26 protein-coding genes and 1 tRNA gene are annotated in these 22,961 nt (G+C 70.5%); 14 read left to right on the top strand and 13 right to left on the bottom strand.

What is annotated here, in order from left to right; genetic code table 11:
- Positions 1 to 6 precede the first annotated feature (6 nt).
- A complete protein-coding gene (locus tag KUG41_RS11075; RefSeq protein WP_216904122.1) occupies positions 7 to 1,314 on the top strand; it encodes a Rieske 2Fe-2S domain-containing protein in 1,308 nt (435 codons plus the stop codon).
- 21 nt (positions 1,315 to 1,335) lie between these two features.
- Here KUG41_RS11075 and KUG41_RS11070 read toward each other — a convergent pair whose 3' ends face one another.
- Both KUG41_RS11070 and KUG41_RS11065 read right to left on the bottom strand, forming a co-directional pair.
- Positions 1,336 to 1,986, bottom strand: coding sequence for a ParB-like protein (locus KUG41_RS11070; RefSeq protein WP_216904121.1), 651 nt, complete (start codon positions 1,984 to 1,986; stop codon positions 1,336 to 1,338).
- A 58-nt stretch (positions 1,987 to 2,044) separates the two neighbouring features.
- Complete coding sequence (locus KUG41_RS11065; RefSeq protein WP_216904120.1) at positions 2,045 to 2,248, bottom strand: chlorophyll a/b-binding protein; 204 nt, start codon at positions 2,246 to 2,248, stop codon at positions 2,045 to 2,047.
- Positions 2,249 to 2,391: 143 nt separating this feature from the next.
- Here KUG41_RS11065 and KUG41_RS11060 point away from each other — a divergent pair, with 143 nt between their 5' ends.
- On the top strand, positions 2,392 to 3,498 hold the full coding sequence (locus tag KUG41_RS11060) for a sirohydrochlorin chelatase (RefSeq protein WP_216904119.1): 1,107 nt from the start codon (positions 2,392 to 2,394) through the stop codon (positions 3,496 to 3,498).
- Positions 3,499 to 3,889: 391 nt separating this feature from the next.
- Positions 3,890 to 4,141, top strand: coding sequence for a DUF2811 domain-containing protein (locus KUG41_RS11055; RefSeq protein WP_216904118.1), 252 nt, complete (start codon positions 3,890 to 3,892; stop codon positions 4,139 to 4,141).
- A gap of 210 nt (positions 4,142 to 4,351) precedes the next feature.
- Here KUG41_RS11055 and KUG41_RS11050 read toward each other — a convergent pair whose 3' ends face one another.
- On the bottom strand, positions 4,352 to 6,022 hold the full coding sequence (locus KUG41_RS11050) for a GMC oxidoreductase (protein WP_216904117.1): 1,671 nt from the start codon (positions 6,020 to 6,022) through the stop codon (positions 4,352 to 4,354).
- Between the two features lie 178 nt (positions 6,023 to 6,200).
- Here KUG41_RS11050 and KUG41_RS11045 point away from each other — a divergent pair, with 178 nt between their 5' ends.
- Entirely contained in the window at positions 6,201 to 7,940 is a 1,740-nt protein-coding gene (locus tag KUG41_RS11045) for a vanadium-dependent haloperoxidase (RefSeq protein ID WP_216904116.1), read from the top strand.
- Between the two features lie 38 nt (positions 7,941 to 7,978).
- Here the strand turns inward: KUG41_RS11045 and KUG41_RS11040 are convergent, their stop codons facing one another.
- The 6 genes from KUG41_RS11040 to KUG41_RS11015 form a co-directional block, all read right to left on the bottom strand.
- Complete coding sequence (locus tag KUG41_RS11040; protein ID WP_216904115.1) at positions 7,979 to 8,452, bottom strand: hypothetical protein; 474 nt, start codon at positions 8,450 to 8,452, stop codon at positions 7,979 to 7,981.
- A gap of 120 nt (positions 8,453 to 8,572) precedes the next feature.
- Positions 8,573 to 8,649, bottom strand: a tRNA-Met gene (locus KUG41_RS11035).
- A 98-nt stretch (positions 8,650 to 8,747) separates the two neighbouring features.
- Complete coding sequence (locus tag KUG41_RS11030) at positions 8,748 to 9,719, bottom strand: asparaginase (protein WP_216904114.1); 972 nt, start codon at positions 9,717 to 9,719, stop codon at positions 8,748 to 8,750.
- A 33-nt stretch (positions 9,720 to 9,752) separates the two neighbouring features.
- The gene (locus KUG41_RS11025) at positions 9,753 to 10,271 is read right to left on the bottom strand and encodes a CGLD27 family protein (protein ID WP_216904113.1); all 519 of its coding nucleotides are present in this window, start codon (positions 10,269 to 10,271) and stop codon (positions 9,753 to 9,755) included.
- 11 nt (positions 10,272 to 10,282) lie between these two features.
- On the bottom strand, positions 10,283 to 10,681 hold the full coding sequence (rsfS, locus tag KUG41_RS11020) for a ribosome silencing factor (RefSeq protein WP_216904112.1): 399 nt from the start codon (positions 10,679 to 10,681) through the stop codon (positions 10,283 to 10,285).
- Positions 10,674 to 11,309: a DUF3318 domain-containing protein gene (locus KUG41_RS11015; RefSeq protein ID WP_216904111.1), complete on the bottom strand. Its 636-nt coding sequence runs from the start codon at positions 11,307 to 11,309 to the stop codon at positions 10,674 to 10,676. The genes rsfS and KUG41_RS11015 overlap by 8 nt, the downstream gene beginning before the upstream one ends.
- Positions 11,310 to 11,432: 123 nt before the next feature.
- Between KUG41_RS11015 and carB the strand changes: the two genes are divergently transcribed.
- Positions 11,433 to 14,756, top strand: a complete 3,324-nt coding sequence (gene carB, locus KUG41_RS11010; protein WP_216904110.1) for a carbamoyl-phosphate synthase large subunit — start codon at positions 11,433 to 11,435, stop codon at positions 14,754 to 14,756.
- 22 nt (positions 14,757 to 14,778) lie between these two features.
- Entirely contained in the window at positions 14,779 to 15,444 is a 666-nt protein-coding gene (locus KUG41_RS11005; RefSeq protein WP_216904109.1) for a DUF3386 domain-containing protein, read from the top strand.
- A 16-nt stretch (positions 15,445 to 15,460) separates the two neighbouring features.
- Here KUG41_RS11005 and KUG41_RS11000 read toward each other — a convergent pair whose 3' ends face one another.
- Positions 15,461 to 15,691: a DUF6447 family protein gene (locus KUG41_RS11000; protein ID WP_216904108.1), complete on the bottom strand. Its 231-nt coding sequence runs from the start codon at positions 15,689 to 15,691 to the stop codon at positions 15,461 to 15,463.
- A 39-nt stretch (positions 15,692 to 15,730) separates the two neighbouring features.
- Positions 15,731 to 17,470 (bottom strand): ABC transporter ATP-binding protein, encoded by a 1,740-nt coding sequence (locus KUG41_RS10995; protein WP_216904107.1) that lies wholly within the window; start codon positions 17,468 to 17,470, stop codon positions 15,731 to 15,733.
- Between the two features lie 39 nt (positions 17,471 to 17,509).
- Between KUG41_RS10995 and KUG41_RS10990 the strand changes: the two genes are divergently transcribed.
- Genes KUG41_RS10990 through KUG41_RS10975 form a run of 4 tightly spaced genes read left to right on the top strand, consistent with a single transcriptional unit; the run spans position 17,510 to position 20,459 of the window.
- Entirely contained in the window at positions 17,510 to 17,728 is a 219-nt protein-coding gene (locus KUG41_RS10990; protein ID WP_216904106.1) for an RNA-binding S4 domain-containing protein, read from the top strand.
- A gap of 10 nt (positions 17,729 to 17,738) precedes the next feature.
- The gene (tpiA, locus tag KUG41_RS10985) at positions 17,739 to 18,500 is read left to right on the top strand and encodes a triose-phosphate isomerase (RefSeq protein WP_216904105.1); all 762 of its coding nucleotides are present in this window, start codon (positions 17,739 to 17,741) and stop codon (positions 18,498 to 18,500) included.
- An 8-nt stretch (positions 18,501 to 18,508) separates the two neighbouring features.
- The gene (gene folP / locus KUG41_RS10980) at positions 18,509 to 19,378 is read left to right on the top strand and encodes a dihydropteroate synthase (protein WP_216904104.1); all 870 of its coding nucleotides are present in this window, start codon (positions 18,509 to 18,511) and stop codon (positions 19,376 to 19,378) included.
- 31 nt (positions 19,379 to 19,409) lie between these two features.
- The gene (locus KUG41_RS10975) at positions 19,410 to 20,459 is read left to right on the top strand and encodes a methyltransferase domain-containing protein (protein ID WP_216904103.1); all 1,050 of its coding nucleotides are present in this window, start codon (positions 19,410 to 19,412) and stop codon (positions 20,457 to 20,459) included.
- Here the strand turns inward: KUG41_RS10975 and KUG41_RS10970 are convergent.
- Entirely contained in the window at positions 20,456 to 20,725 is a 270-nt protein-coding gene (locus KUG41_RS10970; RefSeq protein ID WP_216904102.1) for a hypothetical protein, read from the bottom strand. The genes KUG41_RS10975 and KUG41_RS10970 overlap by 4 nt on opposite strands.
- A 138-nt stretch (positions 20,726 to 20,863) precedes the next feature.
- Here KUG41_RS10970 and KUG41_RS10965 point away from each other — a divergent pair, with 138 nt between their 5' ends.
- Positions 20,864 to 21,067: a hypothetical protein gene (locus tag KUG41_RS10965; protein WP_216904101.1), complete on the top strand. Its 204-nt coding sequence runs from the start codon at positions 20,864 to 20,866 to the stop codon at positions 21,065 to 21,067.
- 19 nt (positions 21,068 to 21,086) lie between these two features.
- On the opposite strand, the gene KUG41_RS10960 is transcribed toward KUG41_RS10965, so the two are convergent.
- On the bottom strand, positions 21,087 to 21,587 hold the full coding sequence (locus KUG41_RS10960; RefSeq protein ID WP_216904100.1) for a LexA family transcriptional regulator: 501 nt from the start codon (positions 21,585 to 21,587) through the stop codon (positions 21,087 to 21,089).
- Between the two features lie 80 nt (positions 21,588 to 21,667).
- Here KUG41_RS10960 and KUG41_RS10955 point away from each other — a divergent pair, with 80 nt between their 5' ends.
- From KUG41_RS10955 to KUG41_RS10945, 3 genes are all read left to right on the top strand, one after another.
- On the top strand, positions 21,668 to 22,168 hold the full coding sequence (locus KUG41_RS10955) for a cupin domain-containing protein (protein ID WP_216904099.1): 501 nt from the start codon (positions 21,668 to 21,670) through the stop codon (positions 22,166 to 22,168).
- Between the two features lie 65 nt (positions 22,169 to 22,233).
- Entirely contained in the window at positions 22,234 to 22,572 is a 339-nt protein-coding gene (locus tag KUG41_RS10950) for a hypothetical protein (protein WP_216904098.1), read from the top strand.
- A 40-nt stretch (positions 22,573 to 22,612) separates the two neighbouring features.
- The coding region (locus tag KUG41_RS10945; RefSeq protein WP_216904097.1) for a DUF4912 domain-containing protein at positions 22,613 to 22,961 on the top strand (349 nt) is incomplete at its 3' end.

Below are 22,961 nucleotides of genomic sequence, written 5' to 3'. Positions count from 1 at the left end.
GTTGGCATGACGGATACCGCCTGGCGCCAGCACTGGTTTCCCGTGGCCTTCCTGCGCGACCTCGATCGGTCGAAGCCCACGGCCTTCACCCTGCTGGAGCAGGACCTGGTGTTGTGGTGGGACAGGGCGGGAGACGCCTGGCGCGCTTTCGCCGACGTCTGCCCGCACCGGCTCGTGCCCCTCAGCCAGGGACGCCTCAACAGTGCAGGCGAGTTGGAATGCCCTTACCACGGCTGGAGCTTCGCGGGCGACGGCCACTGCACCGCCATCCCCCAGGCCCTGGAAGGCGCCAGCCCCAGCACCACGCGATCGGGCTGCCGGGCCTATGCCACCGCCGAAGCCCAGGGGCTGTTGTTCGTCTTCGCCGGTGAGGCGGCCGGGGCCTCGGCGGTGCCCCTGCCCCTGGTGCCGGTGCTGGAGGAACCGGGCTGGTTCGTGCAGGACACCTTCCGGGACCTGCCCATGGACGCCCTCACGCTGCTGGAGAACGTGCTCGACGTGAGCCATGTCCCCTTCACCCACCACCGCACCGTGGGCAAGCGGGAGAATGCCGCTCCGGTGGAGGCGGTGATCACCGGCTCAGGCCCCTGGGGGTTCACGGCCCTGTGGGAGGAGGGGCCCCGCAAGGGGAAGCTCGGCAGCCAGCACACCACCTTCGCCGCCCCCGGCCTGATGTGGCACGACCTCACGGCTTCGGGCTTCGCCCGCATCCTGACGGTGGTGTATGCCACTCCGATCCGCCGGGGAGAGTGCCGCCTGTTCGCGCGCTTCCCCTTCCGGTTCGAGTCGCGGCTGCCGTCGCTGTTGCTCGCCCTGCGCCCCCTGTGGCTGCAGCACATCGCCAATCACATCGTGCTGGAGGACGATCAGGTCTTCCTGCACTGGCAGGAGCGGGTGCTGGAGGAGCGGGGCCGCAGCGACGGGGCCGAGCGGGCCTTCTTCCTGGCGACCCGTGCCGACGTGTACGTGCGGGCCCTGCACGACTGGGTCAATCGCTTCGCAGGCGATCCCTTCCCCGGACAGAGCCTTCCGCCACGCCTCGATGACGGGGCCCTGATGGATCGCTGGCACAGCCACACTCGCCACTGCGCCGCCTGCAGCGGTGCCCTGCGTGGCATCCGCCGCTGGCGCCCCCTGGTGGCGGCCCTCCCCTGGCTGGCCCTGCTCGGCATCGCCTGGTGGCACAGCCTGCCGGTGCTGGCAGCAGGCGTGGCCCTGGCCGGTGCCGCATGGCTGCTGGGTCGTCGTCTTGATCGCTGGGAACAGCTGCTGCAGGCTGGTGATGGCCACCCGCCCCGCAATCGTCACGAATGACGGCAACCGATGCCGGCCACCTCAACCCTTCCAGCCCGCCAGGTGGGAGGCGGCACTCGAGCGCACCAGGGAACGGGCGGTGGCCAGGGCAGGGGTGAGCCGGGAAGAACTGAAAGGGGGCAGGGACCGGCGCCTGAGCCAGGCTCCCCAACGGAACTCGTGGAAGGGAATCAGGGGCGCCGGGTCGATCATGCCCTCCTTCTTCAGTTTCCACACCAGGCTGCGGTAAGGATCATCCTGGAGACCGTGCAGACGGGCCGGCAGGGCCGCGGCTGCCAGGGGACCAAGTCCGCGGCCGTCATAGAGATAAAGCCACCCTCGCGCCTGCAGTTCGGCCAGCACCGCCTGGGGTTCGGCGCCCGGCAGATCAAGCACCAGGTAGCCGTAGGCCATGGCGGTGGGATCGATCTCGATCAGGCCCCGGAGGCGGTGGTGGCGGTCGACCATCCAGAGGTCGCCGCCACCGCTGCGCACCAGGGGCACCGGCTTGCCGCGCAGGTAACGGAGGCGCTGTTCCGGCGACTCGCGGGAGAAATCCTGCTGGCGACTGCGGACCTCCGCCAGACCCACGCACATCTGGGTGGGCTGGAGATCGGCGATGGCAACCTTGAGCAATTCCTCCCGGGGGCCCGGGGGGGGCAGGGGCCGGTAGGGGGGAAGGTGGAGGCTCATGGATGCCGGGTGTTCGGCCCCATCCTGACGGCTTCCCCGCTGAATCAGCCGCGGCGGATCAGCCCTGGGAGAGCAGGGTGCCCAGACCGATCTGGTGCAGGATCCCCTGGCCGGTGAGGGCTTCGGTGAGCACGCCGATCACGAAACCGAGCATGGCGGCCCGACCGTTGAAGCGTTCGACAGCCTGAAGCTGCTCGGCGTGGATCTGGGCGGTGGCGGCGCTTTCGAACCAGGCCTGGTCAATGTTGGAGGTGTTGGTCATGGGGGGTTGGGGGGCAACTGCGAGCAAATGTAACAAAACAATGCAATGGCTTGACCGCCTCAGGGTTCGGCTTACCGGCTTCGCTTTTGACGCTCCCCTCGTTCGTTGCCCCCGGGATAGGGTCATCCCAGGCGCAGAGCTCCATGACCACCGCCCCTGATCGCGTGATCGCTACGGAGGGGCCCCACGGCCCGATCGGGGTGCTGGTCTGCGGCCATGGCAGCCGCAACCGGCTGGCGGTGGCCGAGTTCGCCTCCCTGGCCCATCAGCTGCGGCACCACCTCGGCCCCGTGCCGGTGGATCACGGCTATCTGGAATTCGCCCGGCCGATCCTCCGCGATGGCCTAGACGCCCTGCGGGGACTGGGTGTGCGCCACGTGCTGGCGGTGCCGGCGATGCTCTTCGCCGCCGGTCATGCCAAGAACGACATCCCTTCGGTGCTCAACACCTACGCCGCCGAGACCGGACTGCGCATTGATTACGGCCGGGAGCTGGGCGTCGACCTGAAGATGATCCAGGCTGCCGCCGCCCGCATCCGCGCCTCCCTGGAGGCCGCCGATGCCGCCGCCCTCGCCGCCGGCCGCACCCCGGTTCCCCTGCACGACACGTTGCTGGCGGTGGTGGGCCGCGGCTCCTCCGATCCCGACGCCAACTCCAATGTGGCCAAGGTGACCCGGATGCTGGTGGAGGGCTTCGGCTTCGGCTGGGGCGAAACCCTCTACTCAGGGGTCACCTTTCCTCTGGTGGAACCCGGCCTGCGCCAGGCCGTGAAGCTCGGCCACCGGCGCATCGTCGTCTTTCCCTATTTCCTGTTCTCCGGCGTGCTGGTGAGCCGCATCCGCCAGCACAGCGAACGGGTGGCCGCCGACCATCCCCAGCTGGAGATGGTCCAGGCCTCCTACCTGGGGGACCATCCGCTGGTGCTGGACACCTTCCGCGAACGGGTGGAGGAGGTCCTGGGGGGCGACGTGAACATGAACTGCTCCCTCTGCAAGTACCGGGCCCGGGTGCTGGGGTTTGAGCGGGAGGTCGGAGCTCCCCAGCACAGCCACCATCACCACGTGGAGGGTCTGGTGGAGAGCTGCACCCTCTGTGAGCGGGAATGCACCGGCGCCTGCCAGCCCGATGGGGTGCCCCTGGCTGTGGGCGGCTCCGGGCCTGGCCAGGACCATGGCCACCACCACCATCCTCCCTATCCCCATGCCGACCACCCCCTGGGTCCGAGGACCCTGCGGCGTTCCGCCGACTGAGCGGCGGCGGCGGTGACGGCGCAGGCCGGCTGGTCTCATCCCGTCTCGGGGTCAGGGAGACTTCGATCTGATCAGTTTTCCCAATCAATGGGGGCTTTCCCCACGACAGGAGCTTTTTCCACAGATTCGCGGGGGTTTTTCCACAGATCGCGGCGGCTCGGCGGCCACGGCGCCGTGGGGCTGGGGAAAGCCGTCGTTTGCTCAGATCCTGCTTGACAGCCTTGCCCCGCAGCCATCACCCGCGGTCGTGTTGTGGAACACCCCGACTCGGACCCAACCGGGGCAACGGGTCTCACGCCTCTGAGCCGGTACCCGCCCCCGTCGCGGCCCCTTTGACGTGGAACGCCGCCTGTGGCGTACTGGGGTCCGACCTCTGACGAAACCCAGGAGCATGGCCAAGGATCCGGAGCCCCCCGGGTGCAGCATCGCCGGCGTCAGCACCGGCAATGGCGCCAGTGTCAGCCTCGAAGCCGAGGTGCCCGAGGTGCTCTTCGATGGCATGAGGGACTTCATCAGCGCCCATCCCCACTGGGATCAGTACAGCGTCATCACCTCCGCCCTGGCCGGTTTCCTGTTCCAGAACGGCTGCCAGGAGCCCACCGTCTCCCAGCACTACCTCGACGGCCTGTTCCAGCGACGCTGACGGTTTGGCCGGAACGTTCCGGCCTGGAAGGTCAGGGACAAAAAAAAGCGAGGGTGCCAACCCTCGCCCGTGTTTTTCTCCCTTGCCCGACCCTTGGAAGGTCGCCCCGCCATTGTGCGCACAGTCCGCCGGGCTGTTTGTGGTGATCGACACCGCCATCACCTCCCGGTGAGGGCTCCCTGACCGCCGCCCCATCCGGCCGGTCGCGCCTCAGCCACGCCGCATCCGGCCGGCAGCCGCTTCACAGGCCCGCCAGGTGATCGCCATCTCCGTGAGAGTGGGGCTCTGCCAGCCGGCACTGGGCCAGCAGGCGCCATCGGTGACCAGCACGTTGGCGGCCCCCCAGCACTGGTTCCAGCCGTTGACCACCCCCTCCTCGGGCCGGTCGGCCATCCGGGCCCCGCCCAGTTCGTGGATGTAGTAGCCCGGTGGCGGCGGCTCGGGCCGCACCGCCAGGCTGGTGCGGATCAGGGGCTCCAGCAGGGGCAGCACGAACAGCTCCTCGATCGGCCGGATGCGGCCACCGGCCGCAGCCACAACCGCGGCCATGCGGGCCTGCATGTGCGACACCATCGCCTGCTCGTTCGCTCCCCAGCGGCAGTCGATGTGGGGGACGGGCAGGCCCCAGGCGTCGGTGCGGGAGCCATCGAGGCTCACCCGGTTCCCGGCGCGGGGCAGCACCTCCCCATGGCCGATCAGGAATCCCACCGCCTCCCCGGGCCGGCGCCGCAGCAGGGCTGGAGGGTCGAAGCGCTGCACCGCCGCCCAGATCCCGTAGCCCCGCAGGAACGCCTGCCGCTCTGTGTCGTCCAGATTCAGCGTGTTGGGGATGAAGCAGCTGCCGGCCCCGGAGAGCTCGGCCGGCTCGGCGGGTTCAGGGATCGCGGGGATCGAGAAGAAGCGGCTGGTGGAGATGTGGTCCATCAGGAAGCGGCCCAGGCTGCCGGAGGGATCGGCCAGGCCCCCGGGGCGCACGGCCTCGCTGGAATGCAGCAGCAGCCGCACCGTTTCGATCGTCGAGGCGCAGAGCACCACCAGGGGGGCGGGGATCCTCTCCCGCCGGCCACTGGCCGCATCCACCAGCACCACCGCCGCGGCGCGGCGCTGATGGTCATCCATCTCCAGATGGCTCACCACGGCCCCGCTGCGCACGTGCACCCGGCCAGTGGCCAGCGCCCGGGGCAGGGTGAGGCCCTGGGCGCTGGAGCGGGGCCAGGGGGCCTCCGGAGTGGGCCGGTGCAGGGCGAAGCCGCGGGAGTGGATCAGGGGCAGGCCCAGGTCACGGCCGATCGCCTCCTGCAGGTGACGCTCCCCCGGGGTGAACGGCAGCGGTGGCTGGAAGCGGCCGTCCGGCAGCTGGGGAAGGCCGTCCCGCTGCCCATGGACCCCCAGCAGGGTCTCGAGCCGGTCGTAGTAGGGCGTCAGCTCGCGGCTGGCGATGGGCCAGGCGGGGCCGTGGCCATCGCGTCGGGCGGCATGGAACTCCGTGTCCGAGAGGCGCAGGGTGATGCCGCCCCAGGTGAGGCTCTTGCCGCCCACCTGGCGCCCCCGGGTCCACAGGAACGGAGCCTCCGCGGGGGTGGTGTAGGGGTTCCGGCGTTCGTCGACGAACAGCTCGGGGTTGTGTTTCCAGAAGCCGGGGTGATGGCGCTGCAGCCGCTGCCGGCCGCTGCTCAGGTGGGCTGCCCGGCGTAGGCTGTTGAGGGGCTCGCTGCCCAGGGCGCGGCGGGGGGAGAGGTCCGGGCCCGCCTCCAGGACCAGCACCCGCAGGCCCGCTTCCGCCAGCACCATGGCCGCCACCGAACCGTTCGCGCCCGCTCCCACCACCACGGCGTCCCAGGGAGGCTCGCTGCCGGGGGCGGCAGATGGGGCGACGGCCATGGGCATGGGGGAAGGGCCGCCTCATCGTGGCGGGTCGCCTGCTGACGGGCGGCCAGGGGCGCACCTGGCACCTGGATGCCCTGTGAGGCAAAGAGGGGGCTTCACTGCAGCTTCCGTTGGGGATGTGCGGGGAATTCCTGTTGGGTAGGGATGGGATGTGACCCTTGAGAGAACCGACATGACGTTTCCGACAGCCAACAGCGATGAACTCAAGGAGTTCGGCACTCCGGGTTCAGCCGCCGCCTTTCTGGGAAATTTTCACAAGACCCTTCCCCATGATCAGTTCGGCGAAGTGGATCGGGACGCCTACCGGGACTTCGTCCGCACCTGTCAGGACATCGCCGCCGGGGTGCGCACCTCCTTTGAGCGGGTCCGCCCGGGCTCCCTCGCTCCTCCCTTTGCGCCGGCGGCGGACCCGGGCGCGACGGCGGCCGTCGCCAGGTTCACCAGCCCCCTGGCCGGCGCTGCCGCCGAGGGCTGGGGGCCCGACCCCGCCGCCATGGAGATGCCTCCGGCCCCCGGGATCAACAGCGTCAGCTCGGCAGCGGAGATGGTCGAGCTGTACTGGATGGCCCTGCTCCGCGACAAGCCCCTGCACGACTTCGCCACGGATCCGGACGTCGCCACGGCCGTCGCTGAAGTCGGCTCCTCCTTTCAGGCGGCCCTGAACCAGGACCGCGCCAGAGGGGGCCTGCGGCTGGTCGAGGATCTGCCCGCCTCCGCCTCCGGGCTGGATCTGCGCCAGGAGACGCTCTTTCGCTGCGGGCTGCACGATGAAGACCTCGGTCCCCTGGTCAGCCAGTTCTTCCTGCGGGACATTCCCTACGGCGTGCAGACGATCTCGAGCAAGCAGACGCCCTACGTGCGGGAGAAGGACTTCCTGACCAGCCGCGATGACTGGCTGCGGGCCCAGAACACCGGCAAGGATCGCTGGGGGAGGGATTACGGGGCCTGCAACAACTATGCCGATCAGCTGGATCCGGCCCGGGGGGAGATCTATTACGCGAGCTCTCCGCGTTACATCTCGACCCTCAGGGATCTGGCCCGGTTCGTCAACCGGGATGCTCTCCATCAGGCCTACTTCAATGCCGCCCTGTTCCTGGATGCCATCAACACCCCCCTCGATGACGGCAATCCCTACAAAGGGGTGCGAAAGAGCAGGGAGGGAGGCTTCGCCACCCTCGGTGGCCCAGACCTTCTGACCGTCGTTTCGGAGGTGTCCAGCCGTGCCCTCAAGGCGGTGTGGCGCCAGAAGTGGCTGGTGCACCGCCGGGCCAGGCCCGAGGTGTACGGCGGCATGATCGAGATGCAGGAAGTCGGGCTCAGCGGCAGCAAGCGCTTCTATGGACTCCAGCGGCTGGCCATCGACTCGGTGGCCGCGCAGCGGGTGCGCCTGCAGCACGGCACGAACTTTCTGCCGATGGCGTTCTCCGCCGGTTCCCCTCCCCACCCGGCCTACGGGGCCGGCCATGCCACCGTGGCCGGTGCCTGCGTGACGGTGCTCAAGGCCTGGTACGACGAGGATGCCCGACTTGAGCCCCTGCTGGCCCAGGCGGCCGGCGCCTCCCGGCGCAGGGAGCCCGTGGTGATCGACGGCCTGCTCCAGCCCGGTGCCCATCTGGGCGGCGAGAATTTCGCGGCTCCCGCCCCCTACACCGGCGCCGACGGCGGCCAGATCACCGTGGGGGGCGAGCTGAACAAGCTGGCCGCCAACGTGGCCATGGGGCGCAGCATGGGCGGGGTGCACTGGCGCTCGGACAACACCCGCAGCCTGCGGCTCGGCGAGCGGGTGGCGATGGAGATCCTCCGCAAGCGCACCCTGGAGTACGCCGAGCGGCCGCTGTCCTTCACCTTCCGGAGTTTCGATGGGGTGTTCATCACCATTTCCGAAGGCCAGATCGACCCTCCCCCCACCTGAGGCCTGATGCCACCCCGCATCGGCCGTGGGTCACCGGCTCAGCGGGCCCGGCCGGCACAGCGCTGCCGCAGGGCGGCCAGCAGCCGCGGAACCGCGTCCGGCTGGCTCTGGAGGGCGAAGGCTTCCTGCTCCGCCGCCTTGTTGCCGTGGTAGGCGGTGGCGAGGATCCCGCCGATCTGCTGGCGCACCACCGGTGCCAGGGGCAGCTGCCAGCCCAGGGGCGCCACCACGCCGGTGGGGCAGCTCTGCACGGCGTGCACCGCCTCGTGCAGAAAGGTCGGGCGGGCGATGCCGAGTTCGAAGCTGATCGGCGCCACCCAGATCGTTCGCTGGCGGGCCTGGTAGAGCCCGTAGACCCCCCGCACCGGGGGCACGGCCAGTTTCACGCTGAACCCGTGGCGCCCCAGCTCCCTCACCAGGGGCTGGAGGTCGGCCGGCAGGGCGCTGAGGGGCATCGGGTTGAGGGGGGAGCCGGCCACCAGGGCGAGGGCACCGGCCAGAGGATGGGTCATGGGTCCCAGCATCGCCAGCACCGGCCGGGCCTGCCAGGGAGCGGGCCCCGCACGCACCGGCCATAAAAAACCCCCGGCGGGGCGGGGGTGAGGATCGGACCGTTGGGGGTCTCGACGAATTGGTGGCGGGGAGGAGATTTGAACTCCTGACCTTCGGGTTATGAGCCCGACGAGCTACCAGACTGCTCTACCCCGCGATGCACCAGAGGGTTGACCTCTCGCTCGCGACCGCCGGCGTGGATCCGCTTGCAATCGCTGGCTAACTGTATCAGCCGATGCGCCTGACCCCGGCGCCTCAGTCGAAGCGCAGCTCGCCGATCACGTCGAGCCGCAGGTGGTCGGCGGGCGCCAGGTAGCGCCGGCGCAGCTCCTCCAGGGTGGAGGGGGTGAGCCATTCGAGCTGTTCAAGCAGGTGCAGGGCCACGGCCTGCTTGGCGCGGCGGGCGCCGTCCTCCACCTTGATGGCCACCCCCATGCCCTCCCCCACCCGGCTGAGGCACTGGATGCCCTCGGCGCCCCCCTTGCTGATCACCTGGCCCAGGCCCCGTCGCATCAGTTCGGTGTCGAACTGCCCCTCACCGGCGATCAGGTCGGGGTGGGCGAGCATGGCCCGGCTGAGCCGCTCCAGGTCGGCCTGCTCACCGCCGCCGAGGTGGGCGAACAGCAGGGCCATCTGGGCCAGTTGCAGCTGCAGGGTGGGGGCCCCGCAGTCGTCCATGGCGGTGATCAGTTCGGCTCCAGGCAGGCCCAGCAGTTCGCCCACCCGCTTGAGCACCTCCTGCTGCAGGGGATGGTCGCTCTGCAGGTAGCTCTCGAGAGGCCAGTGCATCTGCCGACAGGCCGCCAGGAAGGCGGCGTGCTTGCCGGAGCAGTTGTGCTCCAGCGGGCTGCTGGCTCCCGGGGGGGTGGGGCACTGCAGGTCCTCGGTGTCCAGTTCGGCCCCCCAGAGCAGCTTGAAGGCCTCCCGGGCATGGGCGGCGGTGCCGGCATGGGAGGCGCAGGCGATCGCCAGGCCCCGCTCGCCGGCCCCCATCCGATCGGCGGCGCCGCTGGCCACGAACACCGTCGCCTGGAAGGGTTTGAGGGCCGAGCGCACGAAGCTCAGCTGCTGGGGATCACCGGCCCTCATCAGCACCCGGCCACGCTGGTCGCAGACCACCGCGTGGACCCGGTGGCGCGATTCCACGATCCCGTCGCGCAGCAGGCGGACCTCCAGCGAAGGGATGCCGGGGCGGCCCGGGCCGGCGAAACTGGAGGACAGGGTCATGGCGGACGGAGACGCTCCGAGGGGGGGCCGACGTCAGAGAGCCTGGCAGAGCCCCGTCCCGAGCAGCAGCAGGCCGATGGCGACGGTGAAGGCCCGGCGCAGGCGGGCCAGCACCGGCTGCACCTGGTGGCGGGCCACCAGCAGGTCCTGCTGGCGCCAGGTGATCGGCTTCTCCCACACCTGGCCGTCGTACCAGCCGGACTCCTCGTACTCGACCCGCTCCGAGACCAGCCTTCTCTGCACGTAGGTCCAGCCGAGCCACTGGCGCAGCAGCAGGAACAGGGGCAGCAGCACCGCGGCGGCGGCGGCGGCCACCACCAGCCGGGGCGGATCGTGGCGCAGGGGGATGCTGCCGCTGGCCACCAGCAGGGCGAAGGGCAGGGAGAAGAGCCAGGTGACGCCGAGGGCTCTCCAGAGGCGGGCGGAACCATCGGCGGGCCAGGTGAAGAACCAGGAGCGGCAGAGCTGCTCGTACTCCTGCAGGGGCCGCTGGGCCGGCGGCACCGGGCAGGGGGTGTCCTGGCTGGGCAGGCTGGGAACGCCGGAGGCCATCGACACCCTCCTCAGGTGCCGCCGCCCTGGCTGCCGCCGGCGACGCCGCTCACCTCGGCCGGGGTGCCGACGAAACGCTCCTGCTCCCCGTGGCCCCAGAAGGATTCCAGGTCGTAATAGCTGCGCTCCTGGGGGGTGAGCACGTGAACGATCAGTTCGCCGTAGTCGAGCAGCACCCAGCGGCCTTCGCTCTGGCCCTCCCGCCGCAGGGGCAGGCGCTGGGCGTCCGTTTCGAGGCGATCCTCCACGGAGCGGGCGATGGCCCGCACCTGCACGTCGCTGAGGCCGCTGCAGATCACAAACCAGTCGGCCAGGGAGGAGACCTCGTCGACCCGGATCAGGCGGATGTCGACCGCCTTGCGGTCATCACAGGCCTCGGCGGCAAGCCGGGCCAGGTCGCGACTATCCATAGACGTTCTCGCTGGTGACCGACTGGCGGGAGCCCTGCTGCTGGGCCATCTCGGCCCGGGCCTTGCCGGCGCTCTTGCGCAGGGCCTCCAGGCGGTCTTCGTAGAAGGTGCGGCGGCGTTTCTTGCGGGTCTGCTCGACCAGCTCCTTGAGCGCGCCCCCCAGACTCTTGTAGGCATTGGGCACGCTGTACCCGAAGCGGCAGGCGAGATCGATGGCCCGTTCGTCGGCCAGGATCGCGTCCTGCAGACGCTTCTCGGAGTTGTTCTTCAGATAGAGGCGATAGCCGGCGAAGCCCGACAGGCCCAGAGCCATCAGCAGCAGCAGGCCGTCCTGCACCCAGAGTTCACCGATGGCGCCCCCCAGGCCGATGGCCAGGGCGGCCATCTCCCAGCCGTCGCGGGGGATGGCATCGTTCTGGATGCGACCCACCTCGTGCCAGAAGAGCAGGTTGCGGTGGTCGAGGGCAAGAACATCCCATTTCTCGAGATCCACCTGGATCTCCACCTCGTCGCGGCCGATCTCCTCGATGGTGATCAGGGGCGGATCGACGGAGGCGGCCGCTTCCACGAACACCCAGCTCTGCATCTCAGGGGGCAGCAACCCCTTCAGGCGCTGGAGTTCGCTCATCGGCGGTATCTCGGGCGAAGGTACCCCGTCAGATTAGCGATTGCCTGCGGTCCCAGCGGTGTCGGGGGGCCGGTGGGGCCGGCGACCGTGAGAGGCTTGGCGGGTTTGCCCAGCCGACCCCCCATGCCGCGCCGCACGGATCTGAAGCGCATCCTGCTGCTGGGGTCGGGGCCGATCGTGATCGGCCAGGCCTGCGAGTTCGATTATTCCGGCACCCAGGCCTGCAAAGCCCTGCGGGCCGAGGGCTACGAGGTGGTGCTGGTCAACTCCAACCCGGCCTCGATCATGACCGATCCGGACCTGGCGGATCGCACCTACATCGAGCCCCTCACCCCGGAGGTGGTGGCCCGGGTGATCGAGCAGGAGCGCCCCGATGCCCTGCTGCCCACCATGGGCGGCCAGACCGCCCTCAACCTGGCCGTCGCCCTGGCCCAGGACGGCACCCTGGCCACCTACGGGGTCGAACTGATCGGCGCCAATCTCGAGGCGATCCGCAAGGCGGAGGACCGGCTGCTGTTCAAGGAGGCCATGGCCCGCATCGGCGTGGCCGTGTGCCCCTCGGGGATCGCCAACGACCTGGAGGAGGCGATCCGGGTCGGGGAAGGGATCGGCACCTATCCGCGCATCATCCGCCCCGCCTTCACCCTCGGCGGCTCCGGCGGCGGCATCGCCTACAACCCCGAGGAATTCGAGGCCTTCTGCAAGAGCGGCCTGGAGGCCAGCCCCGTTTCCCAGATCCTGATCGAGCAGTCGCTGCTCGGCTGGAAGGAGTTCGAGCTGGAGGTGATGCGCGACAGCGCCGACAACGTGGTGATCGTCTGCTCGATCGAGAACCTGGATCCGATGGGGGTCCACACCGGCGACTCGATCACCGTCGCCCCTGCCCAGACCCTCACCGACCGGGAGTACCAGCGGCTGCGGGACCAGTCGATCGCGATCATCCGCGAGATCGGTGTCGACACCGGCGGCAGCAACATCCAGTTCGCCGTCGACCCCGCCAACGGCGATGTGGTGGTGATCGAGATGAACCCCCGGGTGAGTCGCAGCTCGGCCCTGGCCAGCAAGGCCACCGGTTTCCCGATCGCCAAGATCGCCGCCCGGCTGGCAGTGGGCTACACCCTCGACGAGATCGTCAACGACATCACCGGCGCCACGCCGGCCTGCTTCGAGCCCACGATCGACTACGTCGTCACCAAGATCCCCCGCTTCGCCTTCGAGAAGTTCCGCGGCTCCCCGGCGGTGCTCACCACCTCGATGAAGTCGGTGGGGGAGGCCATGGCCATCGGCCGCTGCTTTGAGGAGTCGTTCCAGAAGGCCCTGCGGTCCCTGGAGACGGGCCATGCCGGCTGGGGCTGCGACCGGCTCGACCTGCCCCTGGATCCCGCCGATCTGGAGCGGCGGCTGCGCATCCCCTCCCCCGACCGGATCCATGCCGTGCGCGCCGCCATGCTGGCCGGCCGCAGTGACGAGGAGATCCACCGACTCAGCGCCATCGACCCCTGGTTCCTGGCCAAGCTGCGCCGGATCCTGAGCCTCGAGGCCGCCCTGCTGCGGGGACGGCCTCTTGAGGCGATCGGGGCCGAGGCATTCCTGGAGCTGAAGCAGGCGGGCTTCTCCGACCGCCAGATCGCCTGGGCCACGGGCAGCGACGAGCTGAGCGTGCGGCGCCGCCGCCAGCGGCTCGGCGTGAATGCGGTCTTCAAGACGGTCGACACCTGCGCCGCCGAGTTCGCCTCCTCCACCCCGTACCACTACGCCACCTACGAGCGGCCCCTGGAGCGGCTGGAGGCCGACGGCTCCCTCACGGTGCTGCCCCCCGAGGATGAAGTGACCCCCGAGACCCGCCGCAAGGTGATGATCCTGGGGGGCGGCCCCAACCGCATCGGCCAGGGCATCGAGTTCGACTACTGCTGCTGCCACGCCTCCTTCGCCCTGCGGGAGGCGGGTTTCGCCACTGTGATGGTGAACAGCAATCCGGAGACCGTCTCCACCGATTACGACACCAGCGACCGCCTCTACTTCGAGCCCCTCACCCTGGAGGACGTGCTCAACGTGATCGAGGCGGAGAAGCCGGAAGGGGTGATCGTCCAGTTCGGCGGCCAGACCCCCCTGAAGCTGGCGATCCCCCTGCTGCGCTGGCTCGCCTCCCCGGAGGGACTCGCCACCGGCACCCGCCTGTGGGGCACTTCCCCCGAATCGATCGACCGGGCCGAGGACCGGGAACAGTTCGAGGCGATCCTGCGCCGGCTGGACATCCGCCAGCCCCGCAACGGCCTGGCCCGCACCGATGCCGAGGCCCGGGCGGTGGCGGCGGCCGTGGGTTACCCCGTGGTGGTGCGCCCCAGTTACGTGCTGGGGGGGCGGGCCATGGAGGTGGTCTTCGACGAGGAGGAGCTCAACCGCTACATGGTGGAGGCGGTGCAGGTCGAGCCCGACCATCCGGTGCTGATCGACCAGTACCTGGAGAACGCCATTGAGGTGGATGTCGATGCCCTCTGCGACCGGCAGGGCACGGTGGTGATCGGTGGCCTGATGGAGCACATCGAGCCGGCCGGCATCCATTCGGGCGACTCCGCCTGCGCCCTGCCCTCGGTGTCCCTGGGGGCCGACGCCCTGGCCACCATCCGCCGCTGGAGCACGGAGCTGGCCCTGGCGCTGGAGGTGCGGGGCCTGATCAACCTGCAGTTCGCCGTCCAGCTCGACGGGGCCGGCACCGAGACCGTGTTCATCATCGAGGCCAACCCGCGGGCGTCCCGCACCGTGCCCTTCGTGGCCAAGGCCACCGGCGTGCCCCTGGCCAAGATCGCCAGCCAGCTGATGGCCGGCCGCACTCTGGCCGAGCTGGGGCTGCTGAGCGAGCCGGTGCCACCGCGCCAGACCGTCAAGGAGGCGGTGCTGCCCTTCAAGCGCTTCCCCGGGGCCGACACCCTGCTGGGACCGGAGATGCGCTCCACCGGCGAGGTGATGGGCATCGCCGCCAGCTTCGGCCTGGCCTACGCCAAGGCGGAGCTGGCCGCCGGCGAACCCCTGCCCACCACCGGCAACGTGTTCCTCTCCACCCACGACCGCGACAAGCCCGCCCTGGTGCCGGTGGCCCGCCACCTGCTGGCTGCCGGCTTCACCCTCACGGCCACCTCGGGCACCGCCGCGGTGCTGGCGGCGGCCGGTCTGACGGTGGAGTCGGTGCTCAAGGTGCACGAGGGCCGGCCCAACATCGAGGACGCCATCCGCTCCGGCCTGGTGCAACTGATCGTCAACACGCCGGTGGGGCGCCAGGCCGCCCACGACGACCGCTACCTGCGGCTGGCCGCCCTCGACTACGCCGTTCCCACGGTGACGACCCTGGCCGGGGCCCGCGCCGCCGTGGAGGCCATCGCCGCCCTGCAGGAGCAGCGGCAGGTGGAGGTGGCAGCCCTGCAGGACATCCACCCGCCCTGGGTAGGGTGAACCCCCGATCGCCCGTCGCCCCGTGACCAGCTCAGTGGCAGCCCAGCCCGTCGCCCCCGGCACCGACCTGCGCGAGGCCTTCCGCGCCGCCTACGAGAACCGCTACACCTGGGAGCCCGGCTTCGCCGGCTACCAGGGCCGCTGCATCTGGGAGCAGGGGGAAAAGCGTCTGGAGGGCACGTTCCAGGTCGGTGCCGATCTCAAGGCCACGGTGGAGGGGATCGCCGACGAGGAGGTGCACAAGGCGGTCGCCTCCCAGCTGTGGGAGGTGGCGATTCACCGGGTGCGCCGCCCCTTCGAGCAGACCCACGGCGCCAACACCTTCACCGCCGGCGACACCGACGCGGTGGGCACCGAGGTGATCATGGGCGGCAAGGCCGAGGGCGACCGCTACCGCATCAAGGACAACGTGGTGACCATGGTGCACCGCCACATCCACGGCACCGTGGTGACGATCTTCACGGAAAGCGTCACCGACACCGGCCACGGCTACCTCAGCCACACCTACACCAGCCGCTACAGCGACCCAGCCAGCGGCGAGGCCCGCGGTGGCACCAGCCGCTTCACCGATCGCTTCGTACCCCTCGGCGAAGGGGGCCCCTGGGTGCTGGCCGAGCGCCGCATCAGCAGTGAGGATCCCGTGGCCGAGCAGCGCTTCCTGTTTGAGGACCTGGCCCCCCTGGCCTGAGCCGGAGGGGGCGGGATCAGCCCGCTTCGGACAGGGGGGCGATGCCCTTGAGGCGCTCGTTCAGCTGCATGGCCATGGCCTGGCGGCCCACCGCCAGCACCTTGAGAGTGTCCTCGTGCATGCGCAGCTGGGCATCGGCCACCTGCATGCCCCGCACCATCTCCTTGACCTCGTCGGGCAGGCCGTTGAGGTCGTAGCGCTTGCCTTCGAAGGTCAGCACGGGAGGTTGCTGGCTGGGCGTTTCCAAGGGAAAGGGTGCGGATCGGGCAACCCTAGGTGGCGAGCCTCAGGCCTCCAGGCGGATGAACTGGCGTTCGCACAGCTCCCGGTAGCGGCCGCCGCTGGCCATCAGCTGGTCGTGGCTCCCCTGCTGCACGATGCGGCCGCCGTCGAGCACCACGATCAGATCCGCCTCCTGCACCGTGGCGAGCCGGTGGGCGATCACCAGCACGGTGCGCCCCGCCATCGCCTGCTCCAGCCCCTGTTGCACCGCCTCCTCGGCCTCCGCGTCCAGGGCGCTGGTGGCTTCATCCAGAAGCATCACCGCCGGGTCGCCCAGCACCGCCCGGGCGATCGCCAGACGCTGCAGCTGGCCGCCGGAGAAGTTGCTGCCCCGCTCCTCGATGCGGCTCTCGTACCCGTCGGGGAGGCTTTCGATGAAGTCGGCGGCATTGGCGAGCCGAGCCGCCTGGCGGATCTGCTCGGCGCTGGCGGGGCGCCCGAAGGCGATCGCATCGGCCACCGTGCCGGAGAACACACTGCTCTGCTGGGGCACCAGGGCCACGGCCCGGCGCAGCTCCCTGGCCCTCAGGTCGGCCAGGTCCTGGCCGTCGAGCAGCACCCGGCCGCTCTGGGCCGTGTTGAAGCGCAGCAGCAGGGAGAAAAGGGTGCTCTTGCCGGCACCGGAAGGCCCCACCAGGGCCACCACCTGGCCGGGCCGGATCCGCAGATCGAGGTGGCGAAGCACGGGACTGGCCGGCTCGTAGCCGAAGCTCACCCCTTCCAGCACCAGCTCGCCGGAGACGCTGCCCAGGGGGCGGGCATCGGCATGGTCGGGGGGCTCCACCGGTTCGGCCTCGATGGCCCGCAGCCGCCGCAGGGAGGCCTGGCCCTGCTGGAATTCGTTGAAATTGGTGGTGAGGTGGGAGATCGGGTCGATCAGCATGAGCAACGCGGCCACATAGCTGCTGAAGCCCTGGCTGTCGAGCCCACCGGCCCGGATCCGGGCCGCGCCGATCAGCAGCACCGAGAGGATGCCTGCCGCCTCGATGAATCCCACCACCGGATGCTGGAGCGCCAGCAGCTCCAGAGTGCGGTAGCGGGCCTGGCGGTGCAGGTCGATCTCGGTGTCGAACCGTTCCTGAAGCCAGGGCTCGGCGGCGAAGGCCCGCACCAGGGGCAGGCCGCCGATCGCTTCCCCCAGCAGGGAGGCCAGGTCGCTCACCTGCTTCTGGCTGCGTTCGGCCGCTGCCATCACCCGGGCGCCGAAGCCGCTCACCAGCAGGGCCACCAGCGGGGCCAGCAGCAGGGTGGCCAGGGCCAGGGGCCAGTCGAGCCACACCATGTAGCCCAGAACCACCACCAGTTGCAGGGCGCTGGGGGTGGTGTCCTGGATCGTCTTGTAGATCACTTCGCCCACCCGGTCGGCGTCCTCGGTGAGGCGGTAGGTGAGATCGCCGGATGAGAGCTTCTCGAGGGCTCCGAACTCCAGCCGCTGCAGCCGGGCGAACAGCTGGCGCCGCAGCTCCTGGCTCACCCGCAGGGCCGGACCCGCCAGCAGGGTGTCCTGGCCGAACTGGGCCGCTTTCTGCACCAGAAACACCCCCAGGGCGGCGGCCACGGTGCGCAGCACCGTGTTGAAGTCTCCGGCGCCGATGGCCGGAATCAGCTGGCCCGCCAGCCAGGCCAGCAGGGGCCAGCAGGCCACGAAGACCAGCATGCAGAAGCCCCCCAGCAGCAGGGGTCGCCGGTGGGGCTTCAGCAGCGGCCAGAGCCTGCGGAAGCCGGCCGGCGAGGGTGCAAGCATCGACGAACCCTATCAGCGCTGTTCGGGCGCCTCTGGACGGTGAAGCTGGATCAGTTCCTCAAATGGCAGGGCCTCGTGGGCACCGGCGGCGAGGCCAAGCAGCGCATCCAGCGGGGCGATGTGACCGTGAACGGGGCGATCGAGACCCGCCGCGGTCGCCAGCTGGCCCCGGGGGATGCCGTGGCTATCGACGGCCGCGAGGTGCTGATGCTCTCCCCACGCCTGGCCGCTGAGGGAAAGGGGGCCATCACCCCTTAGCCTGCCTCGAATGTCGCTGCCAGGAGACTCCGTGCGCAAGGCCGTCATCGCAGGCAACTGGAAGATGCACATGACCTGCGCCGAGGCGCGGGCGTTTGCCGCCCGCTTCCGGCCCCTGATCGCCGATCTGCCCGATGACCGGGAGGTGATCCTGGCCCCGCCGTTCACCGCCATTCCCACGGTCTGCCGTCACCTGGCCGGCACCGACGTCGCCATCGCCGGCCAGAACGTGCACTGGGAGGAGAGCGGCGCCTACACCGGCATGATCTCCGCCCCGATGCTGCTGGAGCACGGGGTGACCCACGCGATCGTGGGCCACAGCGAGCCGCGCAAGTACTTCAGCGAAACCGACGAGCAGATCAATCTGCGGGCCCGCACCGCCCAGAAGGCCGGCCTGATCCCGATCCTCTGCGTGGGCGAGAGTGACGACCAGCGGGAGGCCCGCGAGACCGAGCGGGTGATCCACCGCCAGGTGGAGCAGGGCCTGGAGGGCATCGATCCCCTGCGGCTGATCGTGGCCTACGAGCCCATCTGGGCGATCGGCACCGGCAAGACCTGCGCCGCCGAGGAGGCCAACCGCATCTGCGGCCTGATCCGCGGCTGGGTGGGCAACCCCGATGTGGTGGTGCAGTACGGCGGTTCGGTCAACCCCGCCACCATCGACATGCTGATGGCCCAGAGCGACATCGACGGCGTGCTGGTGGGTGGCGCCTCCCTCGATCCGGTCAGCTTCGCCCGCATCGCCAACTATCAGGTGCCGGTGACGGCCTGACCAGGCCCATGGGGCGGACCACCCCCGTGGCTGGCGGCTTGCTGCCTGGGTTCCACTGGGGAGATCGCACCCTGGTGATGGGCATCCTCAACCTCACCCCCGACTCCTTCAGCGACGGCGGCCGTTTCGAGGCACCTGAGGCCGCCCTGCGCCAGGCCCGGCTGCTGCACCGCCAGGGGGCCGACCTGCTCGATCTGGGTGGCCAGAGCACCCGGCCCGGGGCCTGCGACGTCGGCGCCGAAGCCGAAATCGCCCGGGTGCTGCCGGCCCTGGAGAGGATCCTGGCGGCGCTGCCGGCCCCCGATGCCGGCGGCCCCCTGCTCTCGATCGACACCTTCCGCGCCCCGGTGGCCGAGGCGGCCCTGGCCGCAGGAGCCCACTGGATCAACGACGTCAGCGGCGGCCGCCGCGACCCGGCCCTGCTGGCGGTGGTGGCGGCGGCGGACTGCCCCTGCGTGCTGATGCACAGCCGTGGTGACAGCCGCACCATGGACAACCTGGCCGTCTACGGCGATGTGGTCGCCGAGGTGCGGCAGGAGCTGCTGCGTGCCACCGAGCGGGCCCTGGCGGCGGGGGTGCGGCCGGAGCGGATCCTCTGGGATCCGGGGCTGGGCTTCGCCAAGACCACCGCCCACAACCTGGCCCTGCTGCGGGACCTGGCTCTGCTGCGGGACGAGGGGTTCCCGCTGCTGGTGGGCCCGTCGCGCAAACGCTTCATCGGCGAGGTGCTGGCCGAGCCCCGTCCCCGCGCACGGCTGTGGGGCACGGCGGCGGTCTGCGCCCAGGCCATCGCCGCCGGTGCCGACGTGCTGCGGGTCCACGACGTGGGCCCAGTGGTCCAGACGGTCCGCATGGCCGATGCCCTCTGCCGGACCTGATTAGGGTCACATCACATTTCTTTGTTCCGTCATGTCGTCGTCCCTGCAGGAGGTCGTTCAGGCGTATTACGGCCAGGAGCTCACCGGCACCGCCGACCTCAAGACCACCGCCTGCTGCGACGCCGATGCGGTGCCGGCCTGGCTGCGGCCGCTGCTGGCCCGGGTGCATCCGGAGGTCACAGGCCGCTACTACGGCTGCGGCCTGGTGTGTCCACCGCTGCTGGAGGGCTGTCGCATCCTGGATCTCGGCTGCGGGGCGGGGCGCGACGTCTACCTGCTCTCGCAGCTGGCCGGTGCCACCGGTGCGGTGGTGGGGGTCGACATGACGCCCGAGCAGCTGGCGGTGGCCCGCCGCCACCAGGCCTTCCACGCCGAGTCATTCGGCTTCGCCAACGTGACCTTTCTGGAGGGCCGCATCGAAGCCCTCGAGGCCCTGGATCTGGAGCCGGGTGGGTTCGATGTGATCGTCTCCAACTGCGTGCTCAACCTCTCCACCGACAAGGCGGCGGTGCTGGCCGGCATCCGGCGGCTGCTGAAGCCCGGCGGTGAGTTCTACTTTTCCGACGTCTACGCCGATCGCCGCCTGCCCGAGGCGGTGCGTTCCCATCCGGTGCTCTACGGCGAATGCCTGGGCGGCGCCCTCTACTGGAACGATTTCCTGCGGCTGGCCCGTGCCGCCGGCTTTGCTGACCCCCGGCTGGTGAGCGACCGGCCCCTGGCCATCACCGAGCCCCAGCTGGCCCCGCTGGTGGGGGAGGCCCGCTTCTTCTCCGCCACCTACCGGCTGTTCGCCATCGATGCCCTCGAGGACGCCTGCGAGGACTTCGGCCAGAGCGTGACCTACCGGGGCACGGTGGAGGCCGAGGCCGAGCGGCTGGCCTTCGACAAGCACCACCTGTTCGCGGCCGGCGAGGAGCAGCGGGTCTGCGGCAACACCTGGTCCATGCTCCAGGCCAGCCGCTTCGCCCCCCACTTCCACTTCCGCGGCGACTTCCGCGCCCATCTGGGCCTGTTCCAGGGCTGCGGCAGCGCCCTTCCCTTCGACGAGACCAGTGCCGCCCCGGCGGGCGGCTGCTGCTAGCCGTCCCGCCCTGACAGCAGGGTGTGCACCATCAGTCGCAGGGTGGTCCGGTTGCCGCCGGCGGCCCGCCAGCTCTCCAGCCACTGGAGCAGGGGCGAGGCGCTTGCTTCGCCATCGGCCTGCTGGCCGATGCCCAGCCGTTCCAGGAAGGCACTGGCATCATCCAGGCAGGATCCGCCTTCCCCGAAGCCATCCAGCAGCGGATCCAGGGCGGCCAGCAGCGTCTCCAGTTCGGCGGTGCTCAGCTCCGGCAGGGGCTCGATCATCGAAGCGGGCAGGGGCGACGTCGACGCCCATCGCCCCCAGCATGACGCCTGGGTGGCGCTTTTCCGGCGGCCCGCCGCGGCCTTTCGCCGTCGCCGCCCCTAGGCTGGTTCCAGCACAGCGTCGCAGCTGCTCCCACCGTGCTGAAACTCTGCCTGCAGGTGCTTGTCTGCGTCACCATCGTGCTGCGTTGCATGGTGATCTTCGGCCATCTGCGCAAGCTCTGGATGGCGGATGGGCTGGCCGGTGAATTCCGGCGTGAGCTGCGCCGCCGCGGCCTGCTGGTCACCCCTCCCCCCATCTCCGGCGACCCGCGTGCCCTGCCCCACCGGGCCGATCCCTGACGCCCGGTCCGGTGGCCGATCAGCGGCGCCGGGAGGGGGCGCCCGCCAGGTGATGCACGGCGTGGATCACCACGCCCCAGAGGTCGGCGCCCGCGCCGCCAGTCCCGGTGTCGGCCGCTTCGTCGCCGGCCAGCGCCAGGGGCGGACTGGTGCCATCGCTGGCCACCAGCCACAGACCGGTGCCACGCCGGGCCAGGCGGCGCAGCAGGAAGCCGCCTGCATGCACCGCCACCACCACCATGCCGGGACGGGGATCGACGCTGCGGTCGATCACCAGCAGGTCGCCGTCGACGATGCCGTCCCCCCGCATGGCATCGCCGCAGACGCGCATGAAGAAGGTGGACAGGGGGCGGGGGATCAGTTCGATGTTGAGATCGATCCGGGCCTCCACGTAGTCGTCGGCGGGGCTGGGGAAGCCGGCGCTGACGGCTTCGGTGGCCAGCAGACAGAACAGCGCCGTGGCTCCTTCCCGCGGGGGCAGGGGCCACGGCGCTGGCGGCGAGGGGGGCAGGGCGGCCATCGATCCGGAACAGTACAGATGTTCTACTCCGGATGGCGGCGGCCGCGGGATCATCGGCAGCGACCCTCCGCCGCCAGGCCATGTGTTCCGCCGATCCGGACGCCCTGATCGCCCGCCTCGATCTGCGGCCCCATCCGGAGGGGGGCTGGTACCGGGAGCTGCACCGCTCCGCCGGCCGGGTGCGGCGCGCCGATGACGGCGGGCAGCGCGCCGGCCTCACCGTGATCGCCTTCCTGCTCACGGAGGGTCAGCGCAGCCGCTGGCATCGGGTCGACGGGGCGGATGAGGTCTGGCATCACGCCGGGGGCGATCCCCTCGATCTCTGGCGGCTGGCCCCCAGGGGAGGACGCGCCGAACGGCTGGTCCTGGGTCCCCTGGGTGCCGGTGGGGACCCCGGGACGCCGGATCGGGGTCCGATGGAGATCGTCCCGTCAGGCTGGTGGCAGGCGGCCCGCAGCCAGGGCCGCTGGAGCCTGCTCCACTGCTGCGTGGGACCGGGTTTCGACTTCGAGGATTTCCGGCTGATGGCCGATCTCCCGCCCGGCGATCGCCCCGCCGGTGCCGATCCGGCGCTTCTCTGATCCCCGGGTTTCTCTGTGGTGCCGGGGCATCCGCCACCATGGAGGGGCGATGTATCCGGTGACGAATGGCTTGCCCGAACTGCGGCAGCTGGGCTGTGAAGGCCGACCGCAGCCTCGCGGGTCGGATGGTCTGCGCCCGCTGCGGAGAGCCCCTGGGCATCGGCAGGGCGCGACGGATCGCCCGCGGCGGGGAGCGTGGCGGGCTGGGGCGCGGCAACTCCCTGGTGGTGTCGCGTCGCTGGCGCCTCTGGCTGGCGCTGGGGGCCCTGCTGACGGTTTCGGCGCTGCTGGCCGCCATGCCGGAACGCCGGCCCCGCCCTCTGGTGCGGCCGGGCTTCGACGCCACCCGGGGCGCCATGCTGCCGCCATATAGCCATCCGCTGACAGGGGCAATCCCATCCTGATCCCATCCGGGATCATGGGTGTAACGATTCTTGAAATACCATGGCCAGGTCCAACCCCTTCGCGAACCTGGCTGATCTGAGCATGCGCCAGTTGCGCGAGCTGGCCAGGACTCTGGGCATCCAGCGCTACAGCGCCCAGGGTCGGGATGCCCTGGCAGGAGCCATCGCTGATCGCTCGGGCGAGCCGGCGTCCCCGGCGGCCCCGTCTCCGGTCACCGCCACGGCGGAAAGGCCGATGGCGGCAGTGGAGTCGGAGATGGCCCCGGCCCCCCGCCCGGCCGCCGAGACCCGGGTCGTCTTCCTGCCCCGCGATCCCCAGTGGGCCTATGTCTTCTGGGACATCTCCGAGGACGACCGCAGCGATGCCCTCCACGCCGGTGCCTCCCAGC

It is taken from the genome of Synechococcus sp. CCY 9618 (assembly GCF_019038415.1).
Lineage (GTDB): Bacteria > Cyanobacteriota > Cyanobacteriia > PCC-6307 > Cyanobiaceae > Cyanobium.
The sequence above is the reverse complement of the archived record's forward strand: the minus strand, read 5'-3'. Positions and strand labels throughout refer to the sequence as shown.

Coding starts and splice junctions, on each gene's coding strand:
- KUG41_RS11065 (WP_216904120.1), bottom strand. CDS start 2,248: ATGACCAACACCTCCAACATTGACCAGGCCTGGTTCGAAAGCGCCGCC.
- KUG41_RS11040 (WP_216904115.1), bottom strand. CDS start 8,452: ATGACCCATCCTCTGGCCGGTGCCCTCGCCCTGGTGGCCGGCTCCCCC.
- KUG41_RS11070 (WP_216904121.1), bottom strand. CDS start 1,986: ATGAGCCTCCACCTTCCCCCCTACCGGCCCCTGCCCCCCCCGGGCCCC.
- KUG41_RS10960 (WP_216904100.1), bottom strand. CDS start 21,587: ATGGCCGCCCTGCCCCCCTCGCCGCCAGCGCCGTGGCCCCTGCCCCCG.
- KUG41_RS10950 (WP_216904098.1), top strand. CDS start 22,234: ATGGCTTGCCCGAACTGCGGCAGCTGGGCTGTGAAGGCCGACCGCAGC.
- KUG41_RS10955 (WP_216904099.1), top strand. CDS start 21,668: ATGTGTTCCGCCGATCCGGACGCCCTGATCGCCCGCCTCGATCTGCGG.
- rsfS (WP_216904112.1), bottom strand. CDS start 10,681: ATGGATAGTCGCGACCTGGCCCGGCTTGCCGCCGAGGCCTGTGATGAC.
- KUG41_RS11055 (WP_216904118.1), top strand. CDS start 3,890: ATGGCCAAGGATCCGGAGCCCCCCGGGTGCAGCATCGCCGGCGTCAGC.
- KUG41_RS11015 (WP_216904111.1), bottom strand. CDS start 11,309: ATGAGCGAACTCCAGCGCCTGAAGGGGTTGCTGCCCCCTGAGATGCAG.
- KUG41_RS11045 (WP_216904116.1), top strand. CDS start 6,201: ATGACGTTTCCGACAGCCAACAGCGATGAACTCAAGGAGTTCGGCACT.
- KUG41_RS11025 (WP_216904113.1), bottom strand. CDS start 10,271: ATGGCCTCCGGCGTTCCCAGCCTGCCCAGCCAGGACACCCCCTGCCCG.
- KUG41_RS11050 (WP_216904117.1), bottom strand. CDS start 6,022: ATGGCCGTCGCCCCATCTGCCGCCCCCGGCAGCGAGCCTCCCTGGGAC.
- folP (WP_216904104.1), top strand. CDS start 18,509: ATGGGGCGGACCACCCCCGTGGCTGGCGGCTTGCTGCCTGGGTTCCAC.
- KUG41_RS10975 (WP_216904103.1), top strand. CDS start 19,410: ATGTCGTCGTCCCTGCAGGAGGTCGTTCAGGCGTATTACGGCCAGGAG.
- carB (WP_216904110.1), top strand. CDS start 11,433: ATGCCGCGCCGCACGGATCTGAAGCGCATCCTGCTGCTGGGGTCGGGG.
- tpiA (WP_216904105.1), top strand. CDS start 17,739: ATGTCGCTGCCAGGAGACTCCGTGCGCAAGGCCGTCATCGCAGGCAAC.
- KUG41_RS10970 (WP_216904102.1), bottom strand. CDS start 20,725: ATGATCGAGCCCCTGCCGGAGCTGAGCACCGCCGAACTGGAGACGCTG.
- KUG41_RS11075 (WP_216904122.1), top strand. CDS start 7: ATGACGGATACCGCCTGGCGCCAGCACTGGTTTCCCGTGGCCTTCCTG.
- KUG41_RS11060 (WP_216904119.1), top strand. CDS start 2,392: ATGACCACCGCCCCTGATCGCGTGATCGCTACGGAGGGGCCCCACGGC.
- KUG41_RS10995 (WP_216904107.1), bottom strand. CDS start 17,470: ATGCTTGCACCCTCGCCGGCCGGCTTCCGCAGGCTCTGGCCGCTGCTG.
- KUG41_RS11030 (WP_216904114.1), bottom strand. CDS start 9,719: ATGACCCTGTCCTCCAGTTTCGCCGGCCCGGGCCGCCCCGGCATCCCT.